Here is a 14,920-nt window from a genome sequence, read left to right as displayed (position 1 = left end):
AATGCCAACGAGCACAACCACTTACACGCTGATCAGTGTAGCTGATGCTAATAGTTGTAGTCCTGTTACAGTTACTGGTTCGGCTGAAGTTACTGTCAATCCGTTGCCTACAGTAGCCATTAGCGGAGATGTTACTATTTGCGATGGTGAGTCCACAGACTTATTATTCGCTTTGACGGGCACAGGTCCTTATGATGTCACCTACAATGATGGAACAGCGGATGTTGATCTGATAGGCATTAGTGATGGCCACTTAGAATCAGTCGCACCAACGAGCACAACCACTTACACATTGATCAGTGTAGTGGATGCAAATACTTGTAGCCCTGCTACGGTTACAGGTTCTGCTACGGTTACTATTAACCCAGCCCCTACAGTAAGTATAAGTGGAGATGCTACCATTTGCGAAGGCGAGTCTACAGACTTGTTATTTACTTTGACTGGAGCAGGCCCTTATGATGTTACATACAATGACGGTAGTAATGATATTAATTTAACTTCAATAAGTGATGGGCACTTAGAATCCGTAACGCCTTCGGCTACTACCATTTACACATTAGTTAGTTTGGTAGATGCTAATAATTGCTCATCATCTGGCGTTGCAGGATCAGTTACGGTAACGGTTAACCCATTGCCAGTAATTACACTCGATGCACAGGGCCCATTTTGTTTGACTGACGCAACTACAGATCTGGTAGCTACCCCATCAGGTGGTACATGGAGTGGCACGGGTATAACTGATGCAGCAACTGGCACCTTTGATCCAGCCGGAGTTGGGGCAGGAACATACACTATTACTTATGAAATATCAGAAAATGGATGTACAGATTTTGCGACCACAGATGTAACAGTGTTTGATACTCCAGATGCCAGCATCAGCCCAGCTGGACCTTTTTGTACTTCAGATGCACCATTAAACCTGACACCGATAAATCCTGGAGGTACTTGGAGTGGCTCTGGAATAACCGACCAAGCTGCTGGCACCTTTGATCCTGGCCAGTCAGGTGTAGGTATAATCACAGTGTCCTATAAACTAGATCTGGGAGGGTGTAGTGATGAACAAACTCTTAATATTGAGGTAAATGAAAGCCCTGAAGTAGTTATTAGTGATATAGACGCTATTTGTATTAGTGATGCCCCCTTCACGTTAACAGCCACGCCAAGTGGAGGTATTTGGAGTGGACCAGGCATAACCGATGCTAATAATGGAACTTTTGATCCAGCAGTTGCAGGACAAGGGGTATCAACAATTAGTTATTCCATAAGCAATAATGGTTGTAGCGGTGAGAGTGAAATAGATATAGAAATATTAAGCCTGCCGGAAAATGCTACCGCCATTAATGGGCCCGATTTGTTATGTACTGGTGAGGAGGCTTTATATACCACTACAGCCATTAGCGGAGCTACTCAGTATGAATGGCAAACACCTTCAGGTACAGTTGTTACTGACCTACCAGAGATACAATTTTCCCCGGCAGCGTCAGGGCAGTTATCTGTATCAGGTATCAATGATTGTGGCACTGGACAAGCAGTAAGTAAGACTTTTGATTTACTGGAGTCGTCAGTAGCGAATTTTGAGTTTGCTGTATCACCCACAAGTGATCTTGAATATAATTTTATGGATGGATCAACAGGAAATGTAAGTAGCTGGAGTTGGGACTTTGGTGATGGAAGTTCGTCTGGTGAGCAAAACCCTAGCCATACTTATGATGTGCAGGGTGAATATACAGTTACCTTGACAAGTTCTAATGGGGCGTGTGAAGATATCGCAACTCAAATCATAAATGTAAGTACCGAAATTCTCATTACTATTGGCAATGTAATTACACCAAATAACAACGGACAGAATGACTTCATTTATATCGAAAATATTGAGAGGTATCCCGATCATGAAGTTCAACTTCTCAACCGATGGGGTAAGCAAGTTTACTCAACAACCCGGTTTAGCAATGATGTTAATGAGATGCCCAACATACCCAAGCTGAGTGGTGGAAACTATGTATGTAGAGTGATTATTCGTTTTGGTGGTAGTGAGGTTAGAAAGCAACAGGTTATAAGTGTGATAGAATAAAATGAGTGTTATGAAGAAATTATTTACTGCTTTTTTATTTATTTATACAACTAGCGTATTTGGTCAGGACTTGCCTTTATTTACACAAAGTTTTACGAATACATTTATATACAACCCCTCTTTTTCTGGTATTGATTACGGATCATTCACATTAGCTCATAACAGGAGCTGGATAAATACAGAAGGGGCACCAACAAGTAATTTTTTAAGCATAAATACACCAATTCCAGAAACTAACTTAGGAATAGGCTTTAGCTTGCTTTCTGAGCAGATCAACTTTTATGAAAATTTATATCTTTCTGGAGCTGTTGCTTATCATATTCCTCTCAATGGGGATCAGGCCTTCTCGTTTGGCCTGTCCGGTGAATACTCCAACATAAGAATAAATAGAGACCAACTGGTAGCACAAGACTTGACAGAAGATGTGTTGGTAAACTTGGGAGAAAATGTAAATAATCTTGATCTATCGGTGGGAGTAAGCTTTAGAAGTACCTACTATTTAGCTGGCGTGTCTGCGAATAGACTAGCCAGTTCTTTTACTGCAAATGAAACAGGGGTGAATTTTTCACAGTTTTACAATGCCTATTTAAGACTTATGCTCCCTATGCGCGGGGGCAAGGATGTTTTAGAGCCAGTGATAAACTATCGAAACCTTGCTGCTAGTGGCTCTCAATTGTCAGCAGGATTATTTTACACCTATAATGAGCTAATAATGATAGGTAGCTCATTCCGACAAACTAATGTGTGGAGTCATTCTATTGGTCTATCAATAAATAATAGGCTGGCCTTAGGATACACTTATGAAACGGTTAATCAAGGTATATTATCATCGAATAACCCAACTCATGAAATTGTCTTGAGATATGACTTGCTGAGAACGGGATACAAATATAAAAATGCCAGTTACATACAGCAGGCAAAAATGGCACTCGCCATTCGCAGAAAGACGCTCACTAAACGAACCGTTACAGGGTCACGTGCACAACTATCAAAACATAAAATAAAAAGTTTAAACCCTAATAAGAGGTATAATCAACCAAAGAGAAAGAAATACAAAAGCAAAAGGCTTAGAAAAAATCGTGGACTGCAAAAGAAACGAAAGTTTAAAAGAAGGAGGAATTACCGTTAAAAACTTGTTTTGCTTGTAATTCAGACAACCTAACATCCATCAGAATAGATAGCTCTGCTGTTAGTAGAAAATTAGGCCTAAAAATATTTTCTTTCTTGCAAGAACTTTCTTGGCTTAAGAACCTCCTGTGACATTAGGTAATCTTTTATAAGGTTGTTCTTAATTTCATTCTGAATACTAACAAAGCACGACAAATAGACCTTAATTAACTTAAATCAATATCTTTGTTCTCTTTAAAATTTTTGTATACATGAGACAGAAAATAGTAGCAGGTAACTGGAAAATGAACAACACCCTAAATGAAGGGTTGAAACTAACCACTGAAATTGTAAACATGGTGGCTGATGAAGTTAGAGGTGATGTTAAAGTAATTTTAGCACCTCCCTTTGTATTAATGCCTCAGGTTAAGAATCTTATTAAAAATGTGGATAAGATCTATTTATCAGCACAGAACTGTAATGAGAATGTTTCAGGAGCATTTACTGGTGAGGTTTCTGCATCAATGATCAGTTCTATCGGTGCGACTCATGTTATTATTGGACACAGCGAGCGAAGAGAATATTTCAAAGAAACAAATGCTCAATTGGCTAAAAAGGTTGATTTGGCACTGGCAAATAATCTAACTCCGATCTTTTGCTGTGGTGAGTCACTTGAAATCAGAGAATCAGGAAATTACGAGACATTCATTTGTAATCAGATAAAAGAAAGTCTTTTCCACCTTTCAGCGGATGAGTTTTCTAAAGTTGTTATTGCTTATGAGCCAATATGGGCAATAGGTACAGGTAAAACTGCCTCTTCACAACAAGCTCAGGAAGTTCATGCTGCACTTAGAAAATATGTTGCTGGTCAATATGGTGATGATATCGCTGAAAGTCTTTCAATATTATATGGAGGTAGCTGTAAGCCTGACAATGCAAAAGAGTTGTTTGCTTGCCCTGACGTTGATGGTGGGTTGATAGGTGGCGCCTCACTGAAGTCAAGAGACTTTACGGACATTGTGAAGTCCTTTTAATGAAGCCAACACAATATATTGAGGTCAAATTTACATGCACTGAGGCCTTCAAGGAGATACTTATAGCAGAACTGTATGCCTTAGGTTTTGATTCAATGATGGAAACGGATGAGGGCTTAGATGCATATGTTCTTGTGGAAGACTATGATGCAGAAGTTCTTAATCAATTGACAGATAGATACAAAGAGGCCTCTATTTTCTATTCTATTAATGAATTTGAGAATAAGAATTGGAACGAGGAGTGGGAGAAAAACTATGACCCTATTGTAGTTGAAGACAAATGTTTGGTGAGGGCTACTTTTCACAAATCCTTTGGCAACTACCCTTATGAAATCATAATCACACCTAAAATGTCCTTTGGTACCGGACATCATTCTACTACTTATTTGATGATAAAGCACCAAATGAGCATTGATCATGATGAAAAGAGGGTGCTGGATGCTGGCTGTGGCACAGCAATTTTAGCCGTTTTGGCTGAGAAGTTGGGAGCCAAAGAAGTGATTGCTTATGATATTGATGACTGGAGTATTGAAAATGCTCCCGAAAATGTGACCTTGAATGATTGCCAAAATATTGAGGTTTTAGGCGGCACAATAGATACTATAGAACTTCAGGATGAATTCGATATTATTTTAGCTAACATCAATAAAAATGTGCTTATGGATGAGCTTGGCGCATACAGCAAATTTACCAAAAGTGGAGGCACGATTATTTTAAGCGGCTTTTACACGCACGATAATGATGATCTTGTGGCTAAGGCAAATGAAGTTAATCTTGAGCTGGTAGGTCAAAATGAAAAGAATGACTGGTCTTCTTTAATTTTTGTTAAAAACTAGTTCAGCGCAATCTTCCATATTTTATTTACGTTAAATCAAACACTCCCTCGCAAATTCTATCGAATTGGTTTATTCACATTTATTTGAGAATTTCATGGGTTAATTGATGATTAATTTAAAACCATATCTTCTTGGTCTTTTTCTGATCACTACCACCTCCATTTATGGGCAAAAAAAGGTGTTGCCTGATGATATTACCATTTTTGGTGATTCAGTTAGCACATTGCTTAATAACACAGGTGGGGCCACAGCAAGTGAGATTGGTGATAACTTCGCTTTAATCTGGTCGCAACTCGGTGATGATCAGAAGAAAAAGGCAGTCACTCAGATGAGAACGATGGAAGATAAGGGCTATAAATTACGCCCTTATCAGGAAGTATATTGCGCAGCTCTTGTTAATGCTATTCAGGTAGAAGCTGCTGATAATCAAAAAATTACCGATTATTTAAATACTGCAGATCGAGTCATTTCTACCTATAATAATGAGCAAACGATCAAATTCTTGAGGTTTTCTAATTCATTATTTAAAAACAGGGCGCTGTTCTTCGCCAAATCGAACAATCTCTATATCGGAGATGCTGATTACTACTTTGAATTTGTTGAGCCTCCGGTTGTCGAGGAGGTGGTAGATGATTATGAGGAGCCGGCTGATGATGAATGGTTCGATGATTTTGATGAAGAACCTGCCGATGATGATTGGGACACCGAATGGGACGATGACGGCTGGGATGACGATAATTGGGACGATGACAACTGGAATGATGAGGGTGAATATGTTGATGACTACGAAGAGCAAAACTATGACGATGATCAGGCCATGATTGATGCGGTTCGTGGTGCGGTGCTTTTGCCAGTTGTCGAAGGCGCAGTAGTTCGGTTCGAACAGGTTTCATTGAATTTTAAAACCCCATATGATTCTGTTTTTCTATACAATACCTCAGGAGACTATTTAATCAACTCTAACACCTTTGTTGGCAAAGGAGGTAAGTTTGACTGGTCTCTAGCCGGACTAAGTCCAGATACGGTATTTGCTACTTTGGCTGAATACAGCTTTGATGTAAGCAAGCCTCAGCTTAAGGCAGAAAGTGTAAAACTCACTGATAAGCTTAGACTTAATGACCCTGTAGAAGGTGTGTTTGAATATAAAAGTGTGAAGCACGACTCGGCTAATTCTAAATACCCAAGGTTTATTAGTTATTACAGTAATATTAGAGTTAAGAACCTAGGGAAGAATTTTATTTACAAGGGTGGGTTTGCGCTTGATGGAGCAAAGCTAAAAAGCGCTTCCTTATTGGGAGAGTATTCATTTATAGAAGCTCAGGACAAATCAGCAAAAAAATTTAGGGCTAAGGCTAAACTTTTTGAATTTCAGGACTCAACAATAACTGCTGATCGTGCGTCACTTATTATTTATCAGGGCAACGATTCTATCTACCATCCAGCAGTAAGGGTTAAATATGACTATAACAAGCAGTATCTGGTTTCCCAAAAAGACAAGGGTGGGTTTAGAAATACACCATTTACCTCAACATTCTTTAATCTCGATTTTACTGCAGATATACTTCGATGGGATTTACAATCGGACAGCATAGATTTCTCAATACTTCAGGCAAGAAATATTGTGCCCTCTTACTTTGAATCTTCTGATCATTTCAATTATGAGGATTACCGTTCTTTGGGTGACAAAATTTATACGTTTAACCCATTGAGTATTGCTATTTATTATGCCAATCTGCAGGGTACCAATCAGATATATGTTGCTGACTTGGCGAAGCACTACAAGAAAGATGTTAGAATTATTAGAGGAGCGATGATTGGTCTTGCACAGAAAGGGCTGGTAGGTTATGAAGCACAATCTGATATGGTGACCATCAAAGAAAAGGCCTATCATATGTATGATTCAAAAAATGGTAATAAGGATTATGATAATATTATCTTAAAATCTGTAACCAGTGAAAAGCCAAACTCTACTTTAAATTTTAGTGAGCGTGCTATGACTGTTCGTGGAGTAGAAAGCTTTAAAGTGAGTGATTCATTAAATGTAGTTGTTCAGCCTGATAGTAGTGAAATTGTGTTTTTAAAGGATAGAGACTTTTCATTTAATGGAAGAGTACTGGCAGGCAATTTCGAATATATAGGTAGAGATTTTACTTTTAAATATGATTCCTTTCTAATATATCTTAATGAGATTGATTCGATCCGCTTCTATGTTAAAGATGAGAATAGTAGAGGTGGAAATGGAAAAAGAAAAGTGGACAACTCTTTGGTTTCTGCAGATTCTACCACGGGTGGAGGTACAGTTGCTAATAATCTTCAGAGCTCATCAGGCACATTATATGTTAATAAACCTGGAAATAAATCGAGTAAGAAAAAGTACCTAAACTACCCAAGGTTCAACTCTGAGAAGGGGGCAGTAGTTTATTTTGATAGAAAGCAGGTCCTTGGAGGGGTCTATGATCGATCGATGTATTTTATGGTGCCTCCATTTGACCTCGATAGTTTAGGCGGGTCAGATGCATCGGCCATTGCTTTTGAGGGGACATTTGTGTCGAGTGGGATGTTCCCTGTGTTTAAAGAACGGCTTCAAATACAAAAAGACTTTTCACTCGGATTTGAACATGCCGTCCCCGAAGAAGGATACCAGCTATATGAGGGAGAAGGCCGTTTCTATAATACTTTGAAGCTTGATAAGAATGGTATTAGAGGTAATGGTAAGATAGATTTCCTCACCTCAAGTTTAGAATCTAAGGATTTCGTTTTTTACCCTGACTCGGTAACAGGCTCTGGTAATTACATGGAAATTAGGGAGGAGGATTACAATGGCGTTATATTTCCACAGGCTTCTTTAAATAATTATAAGATGCACTGGCTTCCTAAGAAGGACAGCATGTATGTCGAAAATATAGATGAGCCATTACAGTTTTATAACCAAACGGCATCTTTAGATGGTACCGCTATTATAACTGGTAAAGGTGTTTATGGTTCGGGTACTTTAGAAACTCGAGGTTCTGAATCCATATCCAAAGACATAACATTAGAGCACAATAGCTTTAGCAGTAGACATACACAGTTTGAACTTAAATCTGACAACCCTGATAAATCAGCACTTTATGGTGATGACGTAAGGGTGAAATTTGATCTGGATGACAATTTTGCACTGATAAGTCCGGAGGTGGAAGGTGAGGCTGCCTTAGCTTTCCCCTACGCTCAGTTTAAAACTTCGATTACAGAGGCCAGATGGGATTTGAATGAGGAAAAAATCACCATGACCAAGCCTGCGGATGTTCCTTTAGAGAATTCATACTTCTATACCACTAGAGAAGATCTTGACTCTTTGAGCTTCATGGCAACGGAAGCGGTTTATGATATCAATACATTGGAATTGAAAGTGAGTGGGATTCCTTACATCATTGTGGCAGATGCTAAAATTACTCCGGAAAATAATGAGGTACTTGTCTTAGAAAATGCTAAAATAGGACAGCTTACAAATACTACCATCGTTCTTGATACCCTTAATGGGTATCATAGGCTTACCGAAGGGGTTATTAACATTGTTTCAAGAAATGAGTTTTCAGGCTATGCTACCTATCAATTTGTGAATAGCCTAAATGATACTATTCCTATAAAGATGGAAAACTTCCATTTAGTGGATGTACCTAACCCGGGAGCCAGAAAAAATGAACCTCAATTTGTAAAGCATACTCAGGCCAATGGTTCTGTAACTGAAGGTCAGAATCTACTAGTATCACCTGGAATGTATTTCAAGGGCGACATGATACTCTATGCCCACCAACCTGCTATGGAACTTGATGGTTATGTTAAACTTGATATAGATGAGCCGGGATATAAAACCTGGATTCAATATGAAAGTAGTGCAGACCAGACGGAGGTAGCTGTAAATTATGATAATGCGGTAACCGAAGAAGGTCGCAGGTTAGAAGCGGGACTACATTTTTCTGCTGGTGATAATAGTTTATACCACACCTTTATTGCACAAAAGTTTACGCCAGATGATGAAGACTTCTTTACACCATCAGGCATACTGCATTTTGACGATATTAAAAAAGAATTCGCCATTGAAGATACGGCCAAAGCAGCTGGAAGAACATTTGCAGGCAAAATATTCCGCTATAATCACAAAACCTCAGATATAACTTTTGAAGGCAAGGCAAATTTTATGCAGCCTAAGAAAGATGTTACCGTGCTTTCATCAGTTATTGGGCATGGAAATTTGAACAATCAGGAATATAGCCTGAACAGTTTCTTTTCTATGAATTTTAACCCTGTTCCTGCCCAGGCCTTTGATATTATGGCGGTTGATTTTTTAGATGTAATCACCAATTTGGGAGCACCCGAGGGGCTTGGAGATCAAACACAACTGCTTTACAAGTTAGCGGACTTAGCTGGAGAGCGAGCGGCAAGAGAGTATGAAACAAGGTCACTTCAGGAATATACTACGCTTGCTGGTTTTGTAAAGGAGACCTCTGCCAACATGGTATTTTCAAATGTTGATATGAAATGGTCTGTTGACCAAAAGGCCTTTTATAGTGAGGGAAAACTAGGAATGTCCAATATTCAAAGAAATGACATAAACGGAGCCTTTGAAGGATTTTTTGAAATAAAAAGAAATGAAGATGGAGCAGCGGGACTTAACCTGTTTGTCAAAGCTTCACCTGATTCCTGGTACTTCTTTAGTTTTGAAGACAACAGGCTGTTGATGTATTCTTCAAACAATGCTTTTAACAACCTTATCAGTAAAAAGAGCAATGGTTCTAAGGCTAAAATAGGAGACCTCGTTTTTGCCCCGGCAGACAAAGCCGAAACTTTAAATTTCATCAACAGGTTCAGGCTTCAATATTATGGCATTGATGATATTTACAACCTTGATGCAGCTGTTGAAGATGAGGAGTTACCTCAGGATGAAGAAACCGATTCTGACGATGACGGCTTTGATGATGATGACGATGGCTTTTAAGACCCATCATTTTTCGTATATTTGTTAACACACGAAGAAGTAATTATTATCAATTTTTTAATAACTAAATCTTTTACTAAATGGCAATAGCACCCTTACTGGTAGGTATATTTTTAGCATATATTCTTGGATCAATCCCAACGGCAGTTTGGTTTGGAAAGGTAATGTATGGTATTGACGTACGTGAACATGGTAGTGGTAATCCTGGAGCAACTAACACATTCAGAGTTTTAGGTAAGCGTGCAGGGACAATAGTAATGCTTGCTGATATCATTAAGGGTATGCTTGCTACATCTGTAGCGGTATTACTTTTAAGGCTTAATCTAATTGAAGAGCAGAACCTGGTAACATTTAAATTGATATTTGGAGTAGTGGCTGTTTTTGGACACATATTTTCTGTTTTCTTAAACTTCAAAGGAGGCAAGGGTGTGGCTACTCTTCTAGGTATGATGATTGCCATACATTATGAGGTGGCACTTTTATGCATTGTGGTATTCCTTATTTCTCTAATCATTACTAAATATGTATCCTTATCTTCTATAATAAGTGCTTTGGCATTTCCCACTTTCTTGCTATTCGTTCCAAGATTTAAAACCAATGAACCTCTATTGATAATTTTCGGATTTTTCCTTTTCATTATCATTGTGTGGACGCACAACAAGAATATCAAGAGAATTGCTGTTGGTGAGGAAAGCAAGACATACCTTGTTAAGTCTAAGAAAAGCAATTAATAGCCCTCTATATTTGTAGCAAACGTTTTCATTGCATTAGCAATGCAATAATATATTTTCTATATTGATTGCTTAACCCATCGCAATTATGAGGAATATAGATAGAAGACAGTGGCTAAAATCTATTGGTTTAGTAGGAACAGCAGCCTTGCTGGCAAAAACAGAAGCGCTTGCCCTTGATATTGAACCAAGACCATTTTTGGATGGTGAACCTATAAAACTAAATTTTAATGAGAATCCATATGGTCCTTCTAAAAAGGTAAGGGCAGCAATGACCAATGCTTTTGAAATTGGGTGCCGATACCCATCTAATGGTGAGCTTGCTGAGCTGATTGCTGACAAAGAAGGAGTTACTGCAGATCATATTGTCGTAACTGGAGGCTCCACGGAAGGATTATGTGCTACGGGGTTAACTTATGGTGTTGCTGGCGGAGAGATAATAGCTGCAGACCCAACTTTTCAGGCTATGTTAAGGTATGCTGAGAATCAGGGAGCTTATGTGCATAGAGTGCCACTGAATGATAAGATGGAGCATGACTTGCAGGCAATGGCCAATAGAGTGACTAGTAAAACCAGGCTCATATTTGTTTGCAATCCAAACAATCCTACTGGCACACTTTTGAACAAAGATATACTCAAAGATTTTTGCAATTCTTTGGAGAAGAAAGCTGTCATATTTAGTGATGAAGCTTATTATGATTTTATCACAGAGCCTGATTACCCCTCAATGGTTGAATTAGTGAAAGAGGGTAAGAATGTGATAGTTTCTAAAACTTTTTCTAAGGTCTATGGACTTGCCGGGGTGCGTGTTGGGTATTTGGTTGCTCGCCCGGATATAGCCAGGAGGCTGGAAAATAATGTTATGGCCAGTACTAATATATTGGCAATTGCTGCTGCCACAGAAGCACTTAAAGATGATGAGTTTTATAAGTATAGCGTAAGTAAAAATTTGGAAGCTAAGAACGCCATTTACAAAACTTTGGATTCACTTAAATTATCGTACATAAAATCACATACAAACTTTGTCTTTTTTAATGCTGGTGTGCCTACAAGACAATTAATAGGTGACATGAGAGGGCAAAATGTCATAATAGGCCGACCTTTCCCACCAATGGATAATTGGGCTAGAATTAGCACTGGTACTATGGAGGAGGTTAATGCATTTAATAGCGCATTGAAAAAAGTATTATCGTAGCTACCCACAAAACTGGAATTAAAACCATTTATCATAAATGGTTGCAAATCATGTAATTAAACGGTCGGCTACAGCAGTCTTTCGTTGATTAGATATCAGTCCGAACTTGCTTTATTTAATTAAACCAAAACACAATATCATGAAATTAAAGTATTTGTTTGCAGGACTGTTTGCAATGTCAGTTCTATCTGTGGGTCAGGTAATGGCTCAAGGGGTAGTATTTACACCACAAGTGAGTGGAGCCGCATCGGTTTCACAGAAAGTAGGAATCACAGACATCACGGTAACTTATTCCAGACCATCTGTTATTGATGGGAGAGGCAACGACCGTTCTGGCCAGATTTGGGGCCAGCTGGTTCCTTATGGATTTACTAATCTTGGGTTTGGTACAGCTACAGAAGCGCCTTGGCGTGCCGGGGCTAATGAAAATACTATCATTGAATTTTCAACAGATGCAGAAGTAGCAGGCAAGCCAATTAAAGCCGGAAAGTATGGTTTCCATGTTGCTGTTTATGAAGACGGAAAAGCGACACTCATCTTCTCAAATGAGACAGATGCGTGGGGCAGCTATTTTTATGATAAAGCGGATGATGCGCTAAGAGTGGATGTTCAGTCAGAAGAAATTGATCAAACGAATCTACTTACCTATCATTTTATAGACGCTTCTACTAACGAAGCAACTTTGGCGCTAGACTGGGAGAAGAAGCGTATTCCCATTGACATCAAGGTTAATACGCCTGAATTAGTTTATACTAATTTTGAAGATAAGCTTCAGGGAAGTGAGGGTTTTAACATCCAATCATATCAGGCTGCGGCTAATTATCTTGTTCAAAATAATATTCACCTAGATGCTGCCTTGAGATACGCATCAGCAGCAGTTGAGGGACAGTTTTTCAGCCAGAAAAACTTTAATACCATGGCTTTAAAAGCGGGTGTGTTAACAGCAATGGGTAAAAATGATGCGTCTGATAAAGTAATGGCAGAAGCTCTTGGACTACCAGATGCTAATGCTGGTAATTATTACAATTATGGGAGACAGCTTATTGGACAGGATAAGGATGCAAAGGCGATGGAGATATTTAAGGCAGCTAATAAAAAGTGGTCAGATAACTGGTTAGCGCCTCATGGACTGGCAAGAGGATATTCTGCCATGGGAGACTTTAAGAATGCTCTTAAATATGAAAAAATAGCTATTAAAATGGCACCTGAACAGTCTAAGCAGTTTCTGGAGGGTTTCATAAAAACCTTAGAAGAGGGTAAAGATTTTAATTAAAAAACAAAAGGAGGCTCTAAGCCTCCTATTTACATTAACACCTTCTTAAATTCCTTTCTATATTCCGAGGGGCTCTTACCCGTTATTTCTTTAAACTGCCGGTTAAAATGTGAGATATTATTAAAACCACAGGCAAAACAAATGTCCGTTATATTCAATAAACCTTCAGTCAGTAATTTGGAAGCATGGACTATCCTGTGCTCATTTACAAAATGGGTAAAGGTCTTATTCGTTAACTTTTTAAAGTACCTACAAAATGCAGGCACAGTCATTGAAGATTCTTCAGCTATTTCATCAAGCGTTATGTTTCTTGTGAAATGCTTACGGACATAATCATAAATGAGAGTAGTTCGGTGCAAGTCAATGGCATTGGCCTCCATTGAAACAACTTCTGGGTTAAGGTAGAAGTATTCTTTACTCACTGCCATATCATTCAATATGCCAATCAAACCAATTAACTTTTCAAGAGCAGGTAGCTTATTAAGGTTGGCCAACTTGGCTCCTACCTTATCCTTGGTCTCGCCAGTAAATACAATACCTAGCTTGGCATTTTCGATGAGTTCTTTTATAGGTTTAATTTCTGGAAGGTTTATAAAATCATTGCCTAGGAAGTTTTCTTTCATCTGAAGTACTGTCTCAGATTCATTTCCAGTTAATCTATCAGTAAAACCGTAATGTGGTAGGTTAGAGCCAATAAGCATTAAGTCTCCGTCTTGATAATATGATATGTGATTACCAACATGTCGTTTTCCATTTCCACCCTTTACATAAACAAGTTCTACTTCAGGGTGAAAATGCCAGAACGGATCCTTATTTGGCGATGACTTCTCGAATTGCTGAATAAGCAATGAGCTCCCAAAACTGGGTTCTATTTGCTCTAATTTTGGCTTGCTGTATAACATATATCTTGCTTTAACGATGTAAAAATTCAAAAGTTATTTGATTTTATCTCTTAATCTCACATAAATGTTACATCAGGGTTAAAATAGTATATGTATTGGAAAATCCTATCATAGTATGCATGCATACCCCGTCCTACATTTGCATCATAACTTTAAATAATAAGTTTATGAAAATGACAAAAGCAAAGAGATTTGGAGCAGTTATAGTTTTAACCCTCCTACCATTATTAGGATTTTCTAAAGGTCTTCCTTTCTTAAAAGTTTCTAACAAAGGAGCTAAAGTTTTGACCATTAGAATGGCAACTGATGTAACTGAAAAGTTTAAGATCAGTTTAAAGGACAACTTCGGTAAAGTTTTGTTCTCAGAAAATGTGGTTAACAGCAATGGATATATAAAGAGTTTCGATTTGAAAAACCTTACTTCAGGTGAATATAAAATTGAAATGGAAAATGAAACATATACCAAAGTAATGCCTGTTACGATTGATAGTGAGTCAATTGTTATCTCTCAGCCTACTTTCGAAACAGTATATCATCCTTATGTTAAGGTTTCTGATAAGAAGATGGACTTGAACTACTTAAATGTAAATCAAGAGGCTACTGCAATGGTGATAAGAGATGCTGCAGGTAGCATTATCTTCAAAAATTCATTCGGTAGTGACTTGAATTTTAGCAAAAGATTTGACCTTTCTAAATTACCTGTTGGTAATTATAATGTAGAAGTTGTTAGCGGCAAGAAAACATTCTACAATGAAATTGAAGTAAAAAATTAGTTTTAATCTATAGTTTATAGTGT

At 38.2% G+C, this 14,920-nt stretch carries 10 protein-coding genes; 9 read left to right on the top strand and 1 reads right to left on the bottom strand.

Annotation, left to right across the window (positions count from 1 at the left end):
• The 8 genes from E1140_RS06990 to E1140_RS06955 form a co-directional block, all read left to right on the top strand.
• On the top strand, positions 1–2,071 hold a 2,071-nt coding region (locus E1140_RS06990), incomplete at its 5' end, for a PKD domain-containing protein (RefSeq protein WP_155180821.1).
• 10 nt (positions 2,072–2,081) lie between these two features.
• Positions 2,082–3,200 (top strand): PorP/SprF family type IX secretion system membrane protein, encoded by a 1,119-nt coding sequence (locus tag E1140_RS06985; protein ID WP_185153465.1) that lies wholly within the window; start codon positions 2,082–2,084, stop codon positions 3,198–3,200.
• Between the two features lie 250 nt (positions 3,201–3,450).
• Entirely contained in the window at positions 3,451–4,212 is a 762-nt protein-coding gene (gene tpiA / locus E1140_RS06980; protein ID WP_155180816.1) for a triose-phosphate isomerase, read from the top strand.
• Positions 4,212–5,048 carry a 50S ribosomal protein L11 methyltransferase gene (gene prmA, locus E1140_RS06975; protein WP_155180813.1) on the top strand — a complete coding sequence of 279 codons (837 nt, stop codon included), beginning with the start codon at positions 4,212–4,214 and terminating at the stop codon, positions 5,046–5,048. The genes tpiA and prmA overlap by 1 nt, the downstream gene beginning before the upstream one ends.
• 106 nt (positions 5,049–5,154) lie before the next feature.
• The gene (locus tag E1140_RS06970) at positions 5,155–10,023 is read left to right on the top strand and encodes a hypothetical protein (RefSeq protein ID WP_155180809.1); all 4,869 of its coding nucleotides are present in this window, start codon (positions 5,155–5,157) and stop codon (positions 10,021–10,023) included.
• Positions 10,024–10,103: 80 nt separating this feature from the next.
• Positions 10,104–10,754, top strand: a complete 651-nt coding sequence (gene plsY, locus E1140_RS06965; RefSeq protein WP_155180806.1) for a glycerol-3-phosphate 1-O-acyltransferase PlsY — start codon at positions 10,104–10,106, stop codon at positions 10,752–10,754.
• An 88-nt stretch (positions 10,755–10,842) separates the two neighbouring features.
• Positions 10,843–11,949, top strand: a complete 1,107-nt coding sequence (locus tag E1140_RS06960; RefSeq protein WP_155180803.1) for a pyridoxal phosphate-dependent aminotransferase — start codon at positions 10,843–10,845, stop codon at positions 11,947–11,949.
• Between the two features lie 139 nt (positions 11,950–12,088).
• Positions 12,089–13,222, top strand: coding sequence for a DUF2911 domain-containing protein (locus E1140_RS06955; protein WP_155180800.1), 1,134 nt, complete (start codon positions 12,089–12,091; stop codon positions 13,220–13,222).
• A 29-nt stretch (positions 13,223–13,251) separates the two neighbouring features.
• Here the strand turns inward: E1140_RS06955 and E1140_RS06950 are convergent, their stop codons facing one another.
• The gene (locus E1140_RS06950) at positions 13,252–14,124 is read right to left on the bottom strand and encodes an AraC family transcriptional regulator (RefSeq protein ID WP_155180797.1); all 873 of its coding nucleotides are present in this window, start codon (positions 14,122–14,124) and stop codon (positions 13,252–13,254) included.
• A gap of 173 nt (positions 14,125–14,297) precedes the next feature.
• On the opposite strand from E1140_RS06950, the gene E1140_RS06945 reads away from it, so the two are divergent.
• Positions 14,298–14,897: a DUF3244 domain-containing protein gene (locus tag E1140_RS06945; RefSeq protein WP_221412650.1), complete on the top strand. Its 600-nt coding sequence runs from the start codon at positions 14,298–14,300 to the stop codon at positions 14,895–14,897.
• Positions 14,898–14,920 lie beyond the last annotated feature (23 nt).

Source organism: Fulvivirga lutimaris (assembly GCF_009711525.1).
Taxonomy (GTDB): Bacteria; Bacteroidota; Bacteroidia; order Cytophagales; family Cyclobacteriaceae; genus Fulvivirga; species Fulvivirga lutimaris.
Note: the sequence above shows the minus strand (reverse complement) of the source record. Positions and strands in the feature narration are given on the sequence as shown.